This window comes from Streptosporangium sp. NPDC049046 (assembly GCF_040649155.1).
Taxonomy (GTDB): Bacteria; Actinomycetota; Actinomycetes; order Streptosporangiales; family Streptosporangiaceae; genus Streptosporangium.
Window position 1 is genome coordinate 125,681 of sequence record NZ_JBEZEZ010000015.1, and the last position, 17,197, is coordinate 142,877.

A 17,197-nucleotide genomic window follows, 5' to 3' on the forward strand; every position below is an offset into this window, starting at 1 on the left:
ATCCGTGTCTACCGGTGGTGTGCCGCTTCGGGCCGCGCGCCCGCCCGGGCCCGTACCGGCCCCCCGGTCCTTCGGGCGGGGGGGCGGGGAGCGGCACACGCGGGTGCCGCTCCCGACGCCCGAGCGTGTCTCGTCAGGCCGCGTCGAGGCGGGCCAGCTCCTCGGCGGACAGTTTCACGTCGGCCGCACCGACCGAGTCGCGGATGGTCTCCGGACGAGAGGAACCCGGTATCGGGATCACCACCGGCGCCTTGGCGAGCATCCACGCCAGGCACACCCGCTGCGGGCTCACCCCGTGCGCCCGCGCGACGTCCGCGAACACGGCGAACCGCGAGCCCAGCTCGCCGGCCTGCGAGATCCCGCCCAGCGGGCTCCACGGCAGGAACGCGATGCCCAGCTCCGCGCACAGCTCCAGCTCGGGCTCGCTGGAGCGGAACGACGGCGAGAACTGGTTCTGCACGCTCACCAGCCGCCCGCCGAGGATCTCGTTGGCGAGCCGGATCTGGTCCGGGTCGGCGTTCGAGACGCCCGCGAAGCGGATCTTGCCCGCGTCCAGCAGGTCGCGGATCGCCCCGACCGACTCCGCGTACGGAACCTTCGGGTCGGGGCGGTGGAACTGGTAGAGCCCGATGGCCTCGACGCCGAGACGCGCGAGCGACGCGTCGCAGGCCTTCTTCAGGTGGTCGGGCGAGCCGTTCAGGGTCCACGAGCCGTCACCGGGGCGCGCATGGCCGCCCTTGGTGGCGATCAGCACGTCGGACGTGTCGCCCCCGTAACCGGCGACCGCGCGGGCGATCAGGGACTCGTTGTGGCCGACCTCGTCCGCGCCCAGGTGATAGGCGTCCGCGGTGTCGATCAGCGTCACGCCCGCCTCCAGCGCGGCGTGGATCGTCGCGATCGAACGCTGCTCGTCGGGGCGCCCTTCGATCGACATCGGCATTCCGCCGAGACCGATCTCACTGACCTGGACATCGCCGATGCGGCGTGTCTGCATGGGAGCTCCTTCTTGAAAATCGGTTGGTACCTCTCCACCCTGCCCCGATTAAGCCATCCGATGAGAGTTACCGACGGTGAGGTGATGGCGAGGCGGTGAGAAATAAGGAATGGACGGGATGACGCTCGGGCTTGTAACTTACGGCTGACCGTGACACCACCTGAGGAGGTGAGCCCCATGAACGCTGTATCGACGTGGGTGCTCCCCCTTCCCGTCACGGCCGGGCGATCGAGGTAGGTGTCGCCGGGAGCGCCGCTTGGACAAGGCACTCCCGAAAGGCAATACCTATGCATTCTCAGCAGGTCACCGCCGAGCCGCAGCCGAACGACGGTGCCGAGCGTGACTCCGCGGCGGGCGACGTTCCCGGAGTTCTCCGGTCGCCGGCCCCCGGCACCGATCGCGCGTCCCACGCCTTCGATGTGATCATTGCCGGGTGCGGGCCGACCGGTGCGATGCTCGCCGCCGAACTGCGACTGCACGATGTGCGAGTACTCGTCCTGGAGAAGGAGATCGAGCCCACGTCGTTCGTCCGCATAGTCGGTCTGCATGTTCGCAGCCTCGAGCTGATGGCGATGCGCGGACTGCTGGAGCGCATGCTCCAGCACGGAAGACGACGTCCGGCCGGCGGTTTCTTCGCCGCCATCCCCAAACCCGCGCCCAAGGGCCTGGATTCCGCGTACGCCTACCTGCTGGGCATCCCACAGCCGGTCATCGAGCGCCTGCTCGCAGAGCACGCGATCGAACTGGGCGCGCAGGTCCGGCGCGGGTGCGCGGTCGCCGGTTTCGAGCAGGACGACGAGGGGGTGACCGTCGAGCTGGCCGACGGCACGCGGCTGCGTTCGCGCTACCTCGTCGGCTGTGACGGCGGGCGCAGCACGGTGCGCAAGCTGCTCGGTGTCGGCTTCCCCGGCGAGCCCTCGCGGACCGAGACCCTGATGGGCGAGCTGGCAGTGGGCATGCCGCAGGAGGAGGTCGCCGCCAGGATGGCCGAGGTCCGCGAGACCCATCGGCCATTCTGGCTCCGGCCCTTCGGCGAAGGGATCTACAGTGTCGTGGTCCCCGCGCCGGGAGTCGGCGACCGCGCGCAACCGCCCACCCTTGAGGATTTCAAACAGGGGTTGCGCGCCATCGCCGGAACCGATTTCGGCGTGCACTCCCCGCGCTGGATGTCCCGCTTCGGAGACGCCACCCGGCTGGCCGAACGATATCGGGTCGGGCGGGTGCTGCTGGCCGGCGACGCGGCGCACATCCATCCCCCCATCGGCGGGCAGGGCCTCAACCTGGGCGTTCAGGACGCGTTCAACCTCGGCTGGAAACTGGCCGCACAGATCCGCGGGTGGGCCCCGGAGGCGCTGCTGGACAGCTACCAGGCCGAACGTCGTCCGGTCGCCGAGGACGTGCTGGACAACACCCGTGCCCAGACGGAACTGTTGTCCGCCGAACCGGGCCCGCAGGCCGTGCGCAGGCTGCTCACCGAACTGATGGACTTCGACGAGGTGAACCGCCACCTGACCGAAAAGATCACCGCGACCGGCATCCGCTACGACTTCGGCGAAGGCCCCGACCTGCTCGGCCGCCGCATGCACGACCTCGACGTGAAACAGGGCCACCTCTACGGTCTGCTGCATCGTGGCCGTGGCCTGCTGCTGGACCGTACCGAACGCCTCACCGTCGGCGGCTGGTCGGACCGGGTCGATCACCTCGCGGACCCCACCGCGGAACTGGACGTCCCGTGCGTCCTGCTGCGTCCCGACGGCCACGTCGCCTGGATCGGCGACGACCAGCAGGACCTGGACGACCACCTCTCCCGCTGGTTCGGCAGGCCCGCCGACTGAATCTAGCCCGAGCGGCGGAAAAGACCCGCGAGGAGTGCTCGCGCCGATGCTCACCCCCGTACGGGGGTGAGCATCGCGTCAGGGGTCGGAGTGGGAGGGCATCAGGACGGCGGCGCCCTCGACGCGATCCCCGGCCAGGTCCGCCAGAGCCCGGTCGGCCTCGGCCAGCCGATAGGGCACCGTCGTCACCCGGGGTGGGTGGAGCGTCGCCAGTTCCAGATAGGCGCGGCCGTCGGCGCGGGTGTTGGCGGTGACGCTGCGCAGCGTGCGCTCCTGGAACAGGTGCCGCTGATAGGTCAGGGGCGGGATGTCGCTGAGATGGATGCCCGCGACCGCCAGGGTTCCGCCCCGCTCCAGGGCGGCCAGCGCGACCGGCACCAGTTCGCCCGCCGGGGCGAACAGGATCGCCGAGTCCAGCGGTTCCGGCGGGGCGTCCGCGGCGCCGCCCGCCGAGGCCGCGCCCAGGGCGACGGCCAACTCCCTGGCCTTGGCCGAGCGGGTCAGCACGTGCACGGTCGCCCCCTGGGCGAGGGCGAGCTGCGCGGTCAGGTGCGCCGAGGCGCCGAAGCCGTAGATGCCCAGCCGTCCGCCGGGTGGCAGGTCGCTGCGGAGCAGGGCCCGGTAGCCGATGATCCCCGCGCACAGCAGCGGCGCGAGCTTCTCCGCGGGGACGTCGCCGGGGAGCGGGTAGGCGAAGTCCTCGGGAACGGTCAGGTATTCGGCGTAGCCGCCGTCGGCGTCCCAGCCGGTGTAGGTCGAACCGGGACAGAGGTTCTCCGCACCCCGCAGGCAGTAGCGGCAGTGCCCGCAGGTCGAGCGGAGCCAGGCCACCCCCACCCGGGTGCCCGGCGCGAGCCGCACGGCGTCGGGGGCGGCGGACACCACCCGCCCCACGACCTCGTGGCCTGGCGTGGTCCTCGGGCGTCGCGGCCGGAGATCGCCCTCGGCGAGGTGCAGGTCGGTGCGGCAGACCGCGCATGCCTCGACGCGGACCAGCACCTCACCGGGTCCGGGGGAGGGGACGGGGACGCGCACCGGCCGCAGGGGACGCGAGGAGATCGGCCCCGGGTGGGTGACGACCCAGGCGTCCATCTCCGAGGGGATCACGGGCGGCCGGTAAGCCGAAGGGCCGGACCCGGCGGGGATCACGGGCGGCTCCTGAGCCGGCGGGGCCGGCTCGGCGGGAGTCACGGGCGGTTCCTGGGACGGCGGGGCCGGCTCGGCGGGGGTCACGGGTCGCGCCGCCGGATGCGACGGCCGGTGACCTCGGTGGCGGCGATCCTCACGTACGGCTCCCGCTCGCCCCCCGTCCACGGCCGGACGCCCAGCGCCGCCAGGGCGGCGCGGTCCTCCTCCGAGGAGACGTGGTGGATCCCGCCGCGCACCAGCACGCTCCAGCCCTCGCGGCCGGCGTCGTCGATCCGGTCGACCTCGAAGGCGACCTTGGACTCGACCCCCTGGGCCCCGGTGCGCAGGGCGTCGTCGAGCGGGCCGCCGAAAGCGGTGCGGAAGATCACCGAGCTGCCGTGCAGGGCGTAGTCGACCGGCAGGATCACCGGCCCGCCGATCTCCTCGAAGGCGATACGCCCCACTCCGCCGGGGGTGATGAGCCGCAGGCACTCGTCCCTGTCCAGGGTTTCCAGCCTGTCCCGGGTGAGGCCGAGATCCTCGCGTCGCCTGGCGATCCGGCGGGCGAGGTCGCCCGGGGCCGATACGCGTCCAGTCATGGGATTCTCCCGCTGAGAAGATCGATGTCGCTGCGAGTCCGGGGCTCCTCCGGCTCCGCGCTCCCCGATCGGCATCACCTGAGGCCTCCCCTTCCCGGCGCGCCGCTAATCGGGGGTGAGGGTGCCGGTGGAGACTCATGACGCGATGCCGACCGGCGCCTCACTGTTAACCGGTGGAGAAGTTGGTGTGACCACGGTCATCGCGTTTTGTTCCGGATGAAACGGGTCGGCAATTTCCAGCGGTTGAACTGTCGTCAGCGGTAAAGGCGCACCGATTCGGATAAGGCCGCTTTCCCCTGTGGAGACTCGTATGCCTGAGATGTATTTCCAGGTCAGATGGCCCGATGGTTCACAACAACGCTGTTATTCCCCATCGCTCATCATTGAGGACTTTCTTCATCCCGAACAATCGTACCCAATCGCCGAATTCGTCTCGCTGAGCGGCAGGGCGCTGGAGGCGGCCGGTGAGCGCGTACGCGAGAGGTACGGGTTCGGGTGCGCGGCCGCGGCGAGGCAGGTCGCCGAGATCGAGAGGAAGGCGGCCGGTTTCGCCGGTGCCGGCATGGTGACGGTCGAGAGGTTCGAGCGGTGAACGGCCGTCACCACGAGGTGGTCGTCGTCGGCGCGGGCCAGGCGGGCCTGTCGATGAGCCACTGCCTGCGCAGGGACGGCGTCGACCACCTGGTGCTGGAGCGTCACCGCGTGGGCCACGAGTGGCGCGCACGGCGCTGGGACTCCTTCTGCCTCGTCACGCCCAACTGGCAGTGCCGCCTGCCGGGGTTCCCCTACCCGGGCGACGACCACGACGGGTTCATGCTCCGCGACCAGATCGTCGGCTACCTGGAGGACTACGCGGCCTCCTTCTCCCCACCGGTGCTGGAGGGGGTGAACGTCACCCGGCTCCTTCCCGACGGGCGGGGGTTTCGGGTGGAGACCGACCGGGGCACGGTCACCGCGGGCCAGGTCGTGGTCGCCACCGGCCCCTACCAGGTCCCGGTGATCCCCCGGGTGGCCGAGCGGTTCCCCGCGCACGTGACGCAGATCCACTCCGCCGACTACCGCAATCCCGAGTTGCTGCCTCCGGGTGAGGTGCTGGTCGTCGGTACCGGCCAGTCGGGGTGCCAGATCGCCGAGGACCTGCACCTGGCCGGGCGGCGCGTGCACCTGTCGGTCGGCGGCGCGCCCCGGGTCGCCCGCTTCTACCGGGGCAGGGACGTGGTGGCCTGGCTGGATCTGATGGGCTACTACGACCGGCCCATCGACTCCTTCGACGACCACGACGCCGTCCGGGCCCGCGCCAACCACTACGTGACCGGCCGCGACGGCGGGCGCGACATCGACCTGCGGGCCTTCGCCCTGGAGGGGATGAGCCTGTACGGCAGGCTGACCACGGTCGAGAACGACACGGCGACCGGCGCGGGAACGGCCGAAGCCGCGGAGGAGAGGACCGGCGGCAGGGCGCGGTTCGCCCCCGACCTACGGCGCAACCTCGACCATGCCGACGCGGTCTGCGAGAGCGTCAAGGACTCCATCGACGCCTTCATCGCCGCGCACGGCATCTCCGCCCCCGGCGAGAGGCGTTACACCCCGCCCTGGCAGCCCGCCTCCGAGCCCGACTCCCTGGACCTGGGGCGGATCACCTCGGTCGTCTGGTGCACCGGCTTCCGCCGCGACCACGGCTGGATCAGGGTGCCGGTCTTCGACGGCACCGGCTACCCCACCCACGAGCGCGGCGTCACCCGGGTCCCCGGTCTGTACTTCCTCGGGCTGCCCTGGCAGCACACCTGGGGCTCGGGCCGTTTCTCCGGGGTGGCGGCCGACGCCGAGCACCTGGCCGGGCACATCGCCGCCGCCGGCAGGCCGGTACCCGCCCCGCGCGCCGCGGAACCGGCGTCGCTCGGCTACTTCGTCCACCCCGAGCTGCTGGGAACCTGACATGGTCTTCGACGCCCACCGCCACCTCGGGATGCTGCCCGCCCACCCGTTCTACGGGGGGCCGCCGGTCAACCCCGACACGACCGCCCGCGCGACCGTCGCGCAACTGCTGGCCGACCTGGACGCCGAGGGCACCGAACGCGCCCTGGTGATGCCCAACTACGGGGTGCCCGATCCGGGGATCGCGTTCGCCTTCAACGAGCTCTGCCTGGAGGCGGCGGGCCGCGACGACCGGATCCGCTGCGGCCTGTGGGTCTCGCCGCGCCCCGAGGACGAGCGTCGCACGGCCGAGGCGCTGGCGCTGGCCGCCGAGAGCGGCGTGCGCGCGCTGAAGCTCAGCTTCCTGCTGGGCGGGCGCCCCACCGACCCGGCCTGCAGACCCGCGCTCGACCGCGTCTTCGCCACCGCCCGGCTGCACGGGCTGGTGGTGCACGTGCACACCTCACCGGGTGCCGCCTCCGACATCGACGAGGTGGGCCACCTGGTCGAGTGGTACGGCGACGAGGTCGCCATCCACCTGGTGCACTTCGGCGGCGGCATGAGCGGCCACATCAAGCTCGCCGGTTCGCGGTTCTTCGACTGGATCGCCGCCGGCAAGCGCGTCTACACCGACCTCTCCTGGGCGATCGGGTTCACACCCCGATGGCTGGCCCAGGAGATCGACCGGCGCGGCATCGGCCACGACCGGGTGCTGTTCGCCAGCGACGAACCGTGGGGCGACTACGCGGGCGAGCGCGCCCGCCTCGCCGCCGCCGCCGGCGACGGCGAACTGGCCCGCCTGGCCTTCCACGACACCTTCGAGAAACTGTACGGCTGACAAGGAGAGACCCATGACCGAACTGACCGACCTCGAGAAGCAGAGCCTCACCGAGATCCCGCACCCCTCCCTGCCGGAGGGCTCCAGCCTCTACGGCGGCACCAAGGTCTTCCCCGACTACCAGGCGGAGAACGGCGAGTCGTACTTCACGCTCGTGCACGGCATCGCCCACGAGTCGTCGGTGAGCTTCGTGGCGATCCTGCAGGCGACCAGGGCGCTGCGCAAGGGCTTCGAGTCCGCGATCTACTTCTACGGACCGGGCTCGCTGAACTGCCTGGCCACCCGGGGCTTCCCGACCACGGGCAACTCCGCCTTCCCCGGTGAGCACAACATCAACAACTCGCTCAAGACGTTCATCGAGGAGGGCGGCAAGGTCTACTGCTGCCGGTTCGGCCTGTCGCTGCACGGCGCCCGCGAGGAGGACCTCATCGAGGGCGTCATCCCCACGCACCCGCTGGACGTGCAGGACGCGCTGATCCACTACGGCCGCAAGGGCGCGATCATCAACTCGACCTACATGTTCTGAGGGGGCAGCGGTGAGTGTCGGCACGAGAGTCGACGTGGCCATCATGGGCGTCCGGGTGGACGCCCCGGTGCGCCGCGCGGGCGGTGCGGGACCCAGCGACGACGGACACCTGGTCCTCGACGGGGCCAACGCCGCGATCCCGCTCAACCCGGCCAGTCCGTACGCCGTCAGGGACGGCAGGCTGTGGCTGGGCGAGACCGATCTGGGCGCCTCCGTCCGCGCGGTCGGCCGTCCTCGCTTCTACGACCTGGTGACCGCAGACGGCGTCCCGTACGAGAGGATCGCCCGGCTGCACGGCGCCGACGTGCTCGCCACCACCGTGGTGCAGACCTGCGTCCGCTACGGCGAGGCGGAGCGGTGCCGGTTCTGCGCGATCGAGGAGTCCCTGCGTTCGGGCGCCACCGTCGCCGCCAAGACCCCGGCGCAGCTCGCCGAGGTCGCCGAGGCGGCGGTGCGCCTGGACGGGGTGCGGCAGATGGTGATGACCACCGGCACCACCGGCGGCCCCGACCGGGGAGCGCGCGTCCTGGCCCGTTCGGTACGGGCCGTGCTGGAGGCCGTACCCGGCCTGCCGATCCAGGTGCAGTGCGAGCCGCCGGCCGATCTGGCCTGGATCGGCGAGCTCAGGCGGGCGGGCGCGTCCGCGATCGGCATCCACGTGGAGTCCCTCGACGAGGAGGTGCGCCGCCGCTGGATGCCCGGTAAGTCCGAGGTGCCGATGTCGGCCTACGAGGAGGCGTGGGACGAGGCCGTACGCGTCTTCGGCCGCAACCGCGTCTCCACCTATCTGCTGGTCGGTCTCGGCGAGGATCCCGACGAGCTGGTGGCAGGGGCCGCGCGGCTCGTCGAGCGCGGCGTGTACCCGTTCGTCGTGCCGTTCCGCCCGATGCGCGACACCCTCGCGGGCCGTGAGGGGGTGCCTGGCCCCGACCCGGCCGTGGTCGGCAGGGTGACCGAGAGCGTCGCCGCGCTGCTGCGGGAGGCGGGCATGTCGGGCGCCGACCAGCGGGCGGGCTGCGCCGCGTGCGGCGCGTGCAGCGCGCTCCAGGCCGCGGGCGGGTGAGGCGCCCGTGAGCCTCGTCTCCGATCTCGCGGTCGCCCCCGTCCTGAGCGGCGGTTCGGGGCCGGGCGGCCGTACCGCTCCCGGCCGCGGATCGCGGCTTTCCGAGCCGGTCTGCGACGTGCTGCTCGGCAGCCGCGCGCCCTCCTTCATCGTGGAGGAGGCGGACGCGGCCGGGCTGGCCGCCTACCGGGCGCTGCGGCACCGGGTGTTCGTGACCGAGCAGCACGTGTTCAGCGGCCACGACCTGGACGACCGCGACGACGACCCGCGCACCGTCGTCCTGGTCGCCAGGGACGGGAGCGGCGCCGTGGTCGGCGGCGTCCGGCTCGGGCCGGCCACCGGCGGCCCCGACATCGGGTGGTGGAGCGGCGGGCGGCTCGCCGTCGATCCGGCCGAGCGCAACGGCGCGGGCATCGGCCCCGCGCTGGTGCGCGCCGCGTGTGCGCGGGCCGAGGCGGCCGGGGCGCTGCGCTTCGAGGCCACCGTACGCGCCGGCGCCGAGCGCATGTTCACCCGCCTCGGCTGGCGGCGGGTACGTCCCCTCGCCGTCGCGGGCCTGCCGCACGTGCTGATGCGCTGGCCCGTCGGCAGGATCGCCGCGCTGGTCGCGGCCACCAAGAGCGACCTCGGGACGCTGCTGGCCGGGCTCGCGCCCGGAGGCCCCGGCTTCGTCGGCGACGACGGCGCCCCGGTGCCGGGCAGCGACCTGGTGGCGGCCTGCGACGCGATCCTGCCGTCCATGGTGGAGCGCGACCCGGAGTGGGCGGGCTGGTGTTCGGTGCTGGTCAACCTCAACGACCTGGCGGCGATGGGCGCGCAGCCGGTCGGGCTGCTGGACGCGGTCGGCGCGCGAGACGCCTCGGCGGTGGCGAGGGTCCTGGCGGGCCTGCGCCGCGCCGCCGACGCGTACGAGGTGCCGGTGCTCGGCGGTCACACCCAGCTCGGCGTGCCGGCGGCGCTCTCGGTCACCGCGCTGGGCCGCGCCAGGGAACCGGTTCCCGGCGGCGGGGCGCGGCCGGGACACCGGGTGTGGCTCACCGCGGACCTGGGCGGCGGGTGGCGGCCCGGCTACACGGGCCGCCAGTGGGACTCCACCACGCACCGCCGCACCCCGCAGCTGCGGGCCATGCTGGGAGCCGTCGCCGCCGCCCGCCCGGCCGCCGCCAAGGACGTGTCCATGGCGGGAGTCGCCGGCACCCTCGGCATGCTCGCCGAGGCCTCGGGCTGCGGCGCCGTCCTCGACGTCGCCGCCGTGCCCAGGCCCGGCGCGGTCAGCATGGGCGACTGGCTGACCTGCTTTCCCGGCTTCGCGATGCTCACCGCCGAGCGTCCAGGACGTCCCGGCCTCGACGCCGGTCCCGCCTCCGGTGCCGTGTGCGGCGAGTTCGTTCCCGGCGGGGGAGTACGGCTGCGCTGGCCGGACGGGGAGCTGATCGAAGTGATCACCGGCCCGGTGACCGGGCTGGGTACGGCCGCAGAACCCGCGGGATACGCAGAACCCGCAGAACCCGCAGAACTCCGTGAAGGAGAAACGTGAAGCTACGCATGGGCGCCGTCGCGGCGCCGTTCGACCGCGACCTGGAGGGCGACTTCGCCCGCATCGAGCAACTGATCACCGCCGCGCGGGCCGAGGGGATCGGGCTGCTCGCCCTGCCGGAGGCCTGCCTGGGCGGCTACCTGCTCAGCATGGACGGCGACCCTCGGGACGTGCCGCCGGCCCTGGACCCCGCAGGACCCGAGATCCGCAGGCTCGCCGCGCTCGCGGGCGACATGGTCGTCTGTGCGGGCTACTGCGAGGCCGACGGCCCTCTCAGGTACAACAGCGTGGTCTGCGTCAACGGCGACGGGGTGCTCGGCCATCACCGCAAGGTCCACCAGCCGCTCAGCGAGGACGCGCTGTTCGCGGCCGGTGACTCCTTCTCCGCCTTCGACACCCCGATCGGCCGTCTCGGCATGATGATCTGCTACGACAAGGCGTTCCCCGAGTCGGCGCGGGCGCTGGCCCTGGACGGTGCCGAGATCGTGGTGTGCGCGTCGGCCTGGCCGGCCAGCAGGACCGACCCCGCGCCCGACCTCGCCGACGACCGCTGGACCCGCAGGTTCGACCTCTTCGACCAGGCCAGAGCCCTGGAGAACCAGGTGGTGTGGCTGTCGGCCAACCAGTCGGGGGTCTTCGGCGCCCTCAGGTTCGTCGGCAGCGCCAAGGTCGTCGGCCCCGGAGGGGAGATCCTGGCCCGTACCGGCGTGCCGGGCGGTGTCGCGGTCGCCGAACTGGACGTGCGGGCGGCGCTGGAGACCGCCCGCCGCTCCATGGGCCACCTGCGCGACCGCCGTCCGGACGCCTACCGCCCCGCGCTCGCCGTGGGAGGATCCTGAACCGTGATCCGCATAGCCGCGGCCTCCGCGCACTTCGGCCGGGACCTGGAGTTCGATCTGCGGCGCATCGCGAAGCTCATCGACGACGCGCGCAGGGCGGGGGCGAGGCTGCTGGTGCTGCCCGACGCCGCGCTGGGCGGCTACCTCGCCGACCTGCGCCACCCCGACCCCGACGCGTTGCCCCCCGCGCTCGACCCCGACGACCCGTTGATCAAGCGGGTGGGCGAGCTGGCCGCCGAGATGGTGGTGTGCGTCGGCTACTGCGAGGCCGACGGCACCCGCAGGTACAACAGCGCCGCGTGCGTCAGTGGGGACGGCGTGCTGGGACGCCACCGCAAGGTGCACCTGCCCGCCGGGGAGATCGCGGCGTACGCGCCCGGCGAGCGTTTCGACGCCTTCGACACCCCGGTCGGCCGGGTGGGCATGCTCATCGACTACGACAAGACCTTCCCCGAGTCGGCGCGGAGTCTCGCCCTGGACGGGGCGCAGATCGTCGCCTGCCTGTCGGCCTGGCCGACCAGCATCACCAACCGGGCGCCCCGGATGGCCCAGGACCGCCAGTCGCGCCTCTTCGACCTCTACGACTGCGCCCGCGCCGCCGAGAACCAGGTCATCCTGGCCTCGTCGAACCAGACCGGCGCGATGGGCGGCATGCGCTTCCTCGGCCAGGCCAAGGTGGTCGGTCCCGGGGGTGACATCCTCGCCCGCACCTGGTCCAAGGCGGGCCTGGCGGTCGCCGAGGTGGACGTCGCCGCCGAGATCGCCACCGCGCGGCGGGTGCTGAGCCACCTCGACGAGCGCAGGCCCGGCAGCTACCGGGGAGCCTTGTGAGCGGCACGCGCACGCCGGGCACCGACATCACCGACATCACCGCCACCACCGGGAGCAGCGCGAACCCGGCCGAGGCAGTGGGGTCGGCGGGGTCGGCGAACGCCGTGGCGTCGCCTTCCGTGCTGAGGATCGCGTTGCTGACGTACTCCACCAAGCCGCGCGGCGGAGTCGTGCACACCCTCAACCTCGCCGAGGCGCTCGCGGAGGCGGGTCAGGACGTGACGGTGTGGACGCTCGGCCGCGGCGGCGACGCGGGGTTCTTCCGGCCTGTGGCGCCCGCGGTGCGGTCGGTGGTGGTGCCTTTCCCCGAGGTGGTGGACGAGACGGTGGGGGAGCGGGTGCTGCGCTCGATCTCCGCGCTGCGCGAGGCGTTCACCCCCGGCGGCTACGACATCGTGCACGCGCAGGACTGCATCAGCGCCAACGCGGTCGAACGATGCGTGCGGACCGTTCACCACCTGGACCATTTCACCACCCCCGAGCTGGCCGCCTGCCACGAGCGCGCCATCGTCGAACCCCGCGCGCACGTCTGCGTCTCGCGCGCCGTCGCCGCCGAGCTCGCCGCCGGATGGGGAATCACCGCGACGGTCATCCCCAACGGCGTCGAGGCGGACCGGTTCGCCGAGGCCACCGCGCGCGGCGACGGACACTGGCGGGACCGGCTGGGACGCTACGTGCTCACGGTCGGCGGCATCGAGCCGCGCAAGGGCTCGCTGGACCTGCTGGAGGCGTACGCGTCGCTGGCCGCGGGAGACCCCGGCCTGAAACTGGTGATCGCCGGGGGCGAGACCCTGTTCGACTATCGCGACTACCGGGTCCGGTGGGCCGAGCGCGCCGCGGCCCTCGGCGTGGAGCCGGTCGTCCTGGGGCCCGTCGGTCACGAGGAGCTGCCGTCGCTGGTCGCCTCCGCGGCCGTCTTCGCCTTCCCCTCGCTCAAGGAGGGCTTCGGCCTGGCGGCGATGGAGGCGCTGGCGGCGGGCGTGCCACTCGTCACCCGGGACCTGCCGGTCCTGCGCGAGGTATTCGGGAGTGCCGCGCGCTTCGCCGCCGACCCCGCGGGCTTCGCCGACCAGATCGGCGCGGCGTTGGCCGGAGACGACCCCGCGCGCCTGGCCGCGGGCCGCCTGCTCGCCGCCCGGCACACCTGGCGCTCGGCCGCCGAGCGGCACATCGCCCTGTACAAGGCCCTGCGCGAACCCGCCGGTTCGCGCGGCGGCGACGGACCGGGGTGAGATCGAGGTCGAAGGTGTGGCCGACATCGGCTCGCGAGGGAGGCATGGACGGCGAAGTCGGACGGGAGCGGTCGGACGTCAGCTCGCGCGAGGGGTGGGGGGCCAGTCCGGGTAGAGGACGGCGTTGATGCCGAGCGCCGCCGCGGCGTTGACGTTGACGGCGCGGTCGTCGATGAAGGTGACGTCGCCGGGGGCGGCGCCGAGGTGGCGCAGGACCTCACCGAAGATGGCGGGGTCCGGTTTGGACAGCGACAGGCGGCAGCTGTAGAAGCGATGGGTGAACGCCGCGGCCCAGGGGGCGTCGTCGATCGCGGCCGCCAGCGGCTCGGGGGCGTTGGACAGCAGGGCGAGTCCGTGGTGTCCCGCGAGCTCCTCGATGGCGCGCAGGCTCTCCGGGTTGAGGTGCAGCCAGCTCTCGACGTCGGCCGCGTCGAGCTTGGCGACGAGCGGATCGTCCTCGGTGAGCGTCCTGCCGGCGACCCCGCTCCAGTACGAGTGGGAGGCCTGACCGCGATCGAAGGCGTCGCGGTGGCGCCAGTAGCGGTCGCGGAAGGTCACCTCGTCCTGGCCGATGAGCTCGGCCATCGCGGCCGTCGCGCCGGGCGGCTGCGAGGTGGAGATGACCTCGCCGTAGTCGAGCAGCATCCACGTGGTCACCAGGTTCTCCTCGTAACGGTCCTGCGCCGGTGGTCTCGGTGTCGGCCTCGATGCGGCGGATGAGCCCCCGCACGTCTCGCGCTCGGCGGGACCGGGATGATCGAATGATCGCACGGGGCCGTTCCGGAACCCTTTCGTGTTCATTCGATCGTACTTCGTGTGCGATTGCAAGGTGTGGATCTCGGCCCGCACCGGCCGACGAACATCGGCGGGGGCGGCGGTCCGGCTTCCCCGCGCCTCAGGTGGTGGCGATCGTCAGGTCCGCGCGGGCACGGACGTCGTCGCGGGCGTGGAAAAGCTCCTCCTGGGCCGCCCAGCGGTCCCAGTGCGGAGCGTAGAGATCGCCGTCGCGCTCCAGCGCGCGGGCCTTGCGTATCTCGTCGGACGCCTCCAGCCACAGCAGGCCGCTCAGGTACGGCGCGGCGGCGAGAGCGCCGGAGCCGGTGCCGTCGAGAACCAGGATCTCGGTGACCGGGACCTCGTGCCACTCGGCGTAGCCGCCGTCCGCCCAGTCGTAGCGCCGCCATCGCGCGGGCCGCTCCAGGCTCAGCGGCCGCAGCACCCACTCGACCAGCGCGCCGGCCCCTCCCCGCAGGCCGTCCCATCCGGGATAGAGGTCGTCCATCCGTACGACGGGTGCGGCCAGCTCCAAGGCCACGGCGGTGGCGAGGGTGGACTTGCCCGACCCCGAACGTCCCTCGACCGCCAGGACGCGGGTACGGCCCGCTCGGGCGGGGCGGGTGCGCAACCAGCGCGAGATCCGCGGCACGTGGCCGTTCACAGCGGAGTCACGGGAGGTGCCGCAGGCCGGTTCGCGCACGGTTTCGCGCACAGGGGGCGAGCGATGGGTGGGATCACGCGCTCCGGCGGGTGCGCCAGCGGGTCAGGATCTCACGGTCGGAGTCGCGCTCCTCGACGTCGCGGCGGCGCTGCTCGTCCTCGTCCTGAGCGAGGGGCAGCCAGTCGGGGTATTCGGGGTCGTCGCGGCCGATGTCACGGGTGCCGTCGACCTTGGTGCCGTTGTCCAGCGTGGTCGTCGCGGGGACGCGGAGGGTGCCCCCCGGCAGCATGGTCACGTTCATCGCGTGGCCTTCCCTTCGTCTCTCCTGACCGCTGTTCGCTCAGCATAGCTCCGGGGGTCGTGGCACGCCCACGGTCAGCCGATGCCGTACTGCCCGGACAGCCGGTGGTACACCTGCTCGGCCTCCGTCTCCTCGCCGATCAGGTGGAGCAGCCGGGTGGCCCTGCGGGTGAGCACGCAGGCGAAGGCCTCGGCGAACAGTTCGGTGACGTCGTCGCGGTAGGGCGGCCGAAGACGGTCACGGGTGCGGGCGTGCAGGCCGGTCCAGAAGGGCGAGTGCGAGGGAAGCCGGTCCATGTGGTCGGTGGCGTGGCCGATCTCGTGCCCGCACACCGACACCGAGGGCGAAGGCGCGCTTCCCACCCCGATCCGCCGCTGCCGGGGATCGTACACACCCGCGCTGCGCTCCCAGTGGCCCGCCTGCAGGGGCAGCGCGACACCGCGCAGCCACTCGAAGCCGGGAAGGTCGGGCACCGACCCGGGACCCACCACGATGCCGCCGCTCAGGTGGGTGGTCAGGCGGGTGGCGAGAGCCTGCGGCACGGCCGCCAGTGTGAGTATCGCGAGGAGCGTTTCCGCCGGTGGGAACGTGCCAGGCTCCCAGGTGCGGGTCAACCGCGCCTCCAGCGGGCCGACGTGCAACCAGCCGGGGCGTCCTCTGCTGTGATCGGCCAACGCAGCCGCTTCTCCTGGATCGGGGGGTGAGCCGCCACGGCTTGCGGCCGGGCCGATCCGGTCCACGGGCCGCGACGGTGATCATGTGAGACTACATCTCCCGCGCCGGGCTCGCATGGGTACGTCCGCCTTCGCGATGCCGAAGCCGGTGAGGACCACTCCCGCGCCGGGCTCGCGCGGGCAAGGCTCCATCGGCCCGCCCGCACCTTCGCGGGGAGGGAGCTTGGCTCGGGAACCGCGGGCCGCTCGTACGGAGCGCCTACCGGTGCCGGTGTCCGACCAGGACGGCGTGGTGATCGGCGCCTTCCCCGTCGTCCGGGTCGGCGTGCACGGTGGCGGCACCCAGGTGGGGCAGGTGATGGATGAGCCGGTGCTCGGCTTCCACCGCCACGGTGTGCGCCTGGAGCAGTGACAGGTCCTCACCGACCACGATGTCGACCTCGGCGCGCAGCGTGTGGCCCACCCAGCGCAGCCGCACCGACCCCACTCGCCGCACGCCGCGGGTGGCGGCCAGGATCCGCTCCGCGTGATCGACCAGGGCCGGATCGACCGCGTCCATCAGCCGGTGGTAGATCGCGCGGGCCGCGTCCCTGAGGACGAAGCAGATGGCTACCGTGATCAGCAGGCCGACGATCGGGTCGACGATCGGGTAGCCCAGCGCGGAACCGCCCGCGCCGAGCAGCACGGCCAGCGAGGTGAGGGCGTCGCTGCGGGCGTGCAGTCCGTCGGCGACGAGCGCGGCCGATCCGATCTGGCGCCCGACCCTGATCCGGTAGCGGGCCACCCACTCGTTGCCCGCGAAGCCGATCACCGCCGCCGCGGCGACCCAGCCGAGCGCCCGCACCTCCTGGGGATCCGCCAGGCGCCGCGCGGCCTCGTACCCGGCGAGCGCGGCGGAGGCGGCGATGATCAGAACGATGACGATCCCGGCCAGGTCCTCGGCTCTGCCGTAGCCGTAGGTGAACCTGCGGCTGGCGGCCCGGCGCCCGAGGAAGAAGGCGATCGCGAGGGGGATCGCGGTGAGCGCGTCGGTGACGTTGTGCAGTGTGTCACCGAGGAGGGCGACCGAACCGGAGAAGGCCACGACCACCGCCTGGAGGACGGCGGTCACCATGAGCACGGCGAAGGAGACGGCCAGCACGCGCAACCCGCGACTGCTGGACTCCAGGGCGGAGTCGGTCCTGCCCGCGCTGTCGTGGCTGTGCGGGGTGAGGGCGTGGCCGGCGCGTGAGAGCAGCCTTACGAACCGGCGACCGGCGGGGCCCTGTCGTTCGTGTCCGTGTTCATGGACGGATCCGTGTCCGTGTCCATGCCCATGCCCATGTCCATGTCCGTGCGCGGGCTCGTGGCGCTGATCGTGCGGAGAGCCGGAGTCGGTGGACTCGCGGGGGGACGGAGAACCGGCGTCCTGCTGGTCGGACATGGCTACCTCGTTTGCGGCCGATGCG

At 72.7% G+C, this 17,197-nt stretch carries 18 protein-coding genes; 10 read left to right on the forward strand and 8 right to left on the reverse strand.

Annotated features, from left to right (window positions below; translation table 11 throughout):
* Positions 1-133: 133 nt before the first annotated feature.
* Entirely contained in the window at positions 134-994 is an 861-nt protein-coding gene (locus AB0B96_RS22370) for an aldo/keto reductase (protein ID WP_362901387.1), read from the reverse strand.
* Between the two features lie 287 nt (positions 995-1,281).
* Between AB0B96_RS22370 and rox the strand changes: the two genes are divergently transcribed.
* Positions 1,282-2,829 (forward strand): rifampin monooxygenase, encoded by a 1,548-nt coding sequence (gene rox / locus AB0B96_RS22375; protein ID WP_362901389.1) that lies wholly within the window; start codon positions 1,282-1,284, stop codon positions 2,827-2,829.
* Between the two features lie 78 nt (positions 2,830-2,907).
* Here the strand turns inward: rox and AB0B96_RS22380 are convergent, their stop codons facing one another.
* Positions 2,908-3,978, reverse strand: a complete 1,071-nt coding sequence (locus tag AB0B96_RS22380) for a zinc-binding alcohol dehydrogenase family protein (protein ID WP_362901391.1) — start codon at positions 3,976-3,978, stop codon at positions 2,908-2,910.
* 80 nt (positions 3,979-4,058) lie between these two features.
* Positions 4,059-4,556 carry a pyridoxamine 5'-phosphate oxidase family protein gene (locus AB0B96_RS22385; protein WP_362901393.1) on the reverse strand — a complete coding sequence of 166 codons (498 nt, stop codon included), beginning with the start codon at positions 4,554-4,556 and terminating at the stop codon, positions 4,059-4,061.
* Positions 4,557-4,866: 310 nt separating this feature from the next.
* Between AB0B96_RS22385 and AB0B96_RS22390 the strand changes: the two genes are divergently transcribed.
* The 9 genes from AB0B96_RS22390 to AB0B96_RS22430 are packed head-to-tail and all read left to right on the forward strand — an operon-like array spanning position 4,867 to position 13,336.
* Entirely contained in the window at positions 4,867-5,148 is a 282-nt protein-coding gene (locus AB0B96_RS22390) for an MSMEG_0570 family nitrogen starvation response protein (RefSeq protein WP_362901395.1), read from the forward strand.
* Positions 5,145-6,491 (forward strand): MSMEG_0569 family flavin-dependent oxidoreductase, encoded by a 1,347-nt coding sequence (locus tag AB0B96_RS22395; protein WP_362901397.1) that lies wholly within the window; start codon positions 5,145-5,147, stop codon positions 6,489-6,491. Before AB0B96_RS22390 ends, AB0B96_RS22395 begins: the two co-directional genes overlap by 4 nt.
* Before the next feature lies 1 nt (position 6,492).
* Positions 6,493-7,308: an amidohydrolase family protein gene (locus AB0B96_RS22400; RefSeq protein WP_362901399.1), complete on the forward strand. Its 816-nt coding sequence runs from the start codon at positions 6,493-6,495 to the stop codon at positions 7,306-7,308.
* Between the two features lie 13 nt (positions 7,309-7,321).
* Positions 7,322-7,834, forward strand: coding sequence for an MSMEG_0572/Sll0783 family nitrogen starvation response protein (locus tag AB0B96_RS22405; RefSeq protein ID WP_350947252.1), 513 nt, complete (start codon positions 7,322-7,324; stop codon positions 7,832-7,834).
* A 10-nt stretch (positions 7,835-7,844) separates the two neighbouring features.
* Positions 7,845-8,897: an MSMEG_0568 family radical SAM protein gene (locus AB0B96_RS22410; RefSeq protein WP_350947253.1), complete on the forward strand. Its 1,053-nt coding sequence runs from the start codon at positions 7,845-7,847 to the stop codon at positions 8,895-8,897.
* 7 nt (positions 8,898-8,904) lie between these two features.
* Positions 8,905-10,434 carry an MSMEG_0567/sll0787 family protein gene (locus tag AB0B96_RS22415; RefSeq protein WP_362901402.1) on the forward strand — a complete coding sequence of 510 codons (1,530 nt, stop codon included), beginning with the start codon at positions 8,905-8,907 and terminating at the stop codon, positions 10,432-10,434.
* Positions 10,431-11,273, forward strand: a complete 843-nt coding sequence (locus AB0B96_RS22420) for a carbon-nitrogen hydrolase family protein (protein WP_350947255.1) — start codon at positions 10,431-10,433, stop codon at positions 11,271-11,273. Before AB0B96_RS22415 ends, AB0B96_RS22420 begins: the two co-directional genes overlap by 4 nt.
* 3 nt (positions 11,274-11,276) lie before the next feature.
* The gene (locus tag AB0B96_RS22425) at positions 11,277-12,104 is read left to right on the forward strand and encodes a carbon-nitrogen hydrolase family protein (protein WP_362901404.1); all 828 of its coding nucleotides are present in this window, start codon (positions 11,277-11,279) and stop codon (positions 12,102-12,104) included.
* Positions 12,101-13,336: an MSMEG_0565 family glycosyltransferase gene (locus AB0B96_RS22430; RefSeq protein WP_362901406.1), complete on the forward strand. Its 1,236-nt coding sequence runs from the start codon at positions 12,101-12,103 to the stop codon at positions 13,334-13,336. Before AB0B96_RS22425 ends, AB0B96_RS22430 begins: the two co-directional genes overlap by 4 nt.
* A gap of 78 nt (positions 13,337-13,414) precedes the next feature.
* Here AB0B96_RS22430 and AB0B96_RS22435 read toward each other — a convergent pair whose 3' ends face one another.
* The 5 genes from AB0B96_RS22435 to AB0B96_RS22455 form a co-directional block, all read right to left on the reverse strand.
* Entirely contained in the window at positions 13,415-13,993 is a 579-nt protein-coding gene (locus tag AB0B96_RS22435) for an HAD-IA family hydrolase (protein ID WP_362901408.1), read from the reverse strand.
* Between the two features lie 238 nt (positions 13,994-14,231).
* The gene (locus AB0B96_RS22440) at positions 14,232-14,825 is read right to left on the reverse strand and encodes a hypothetical protein (protein WP_362901410.1); all 594 of its coding nucleotides are present in this window, start codon (positions 14,823-14,825) and stop codon (positions 14,232-14,234) included.
* Between the two features lie 22 nt (positions 14,826-14,847).
* Complete coding sequence (locus AB0B96_RS22445) at positions 14,848-15,075, reverse strand: hypothetical protein (RefSeq protein ID WP_350947260.1); 228 nt, start codon at positions 15,073-15,075, stop codon at positions 14,848-14,850.
* A 74-nt stretch (positions 15,076-15,149) separates the two neighbouring features.
* Positions 15,150-15,749 (reverse strand): hypothetical protein, encoded by a 600-nt coding sequence (locus AB0B96_RS22450; protein ID WP_362901412.1) that lies wholly within the window; start codon positions 15,747-15,749, stop codon positions 15,150-15,152.
* 259 nt (positions 15,750-16,008) lie between these two features.
* Positions 16,009-17,172, reverse strand: a complete 1,164-nt coding sequence (locus tag AB0B96_RS22455; protein ID WP_362901414.1) for a cation diffusion facilitator family transporter — start codon at positions 17,170-17,172, stop codon at positions 16,009-16,011.
* Between the last annotated feature and the right edge of the window lie 25 nt (positions 17,173-17,197).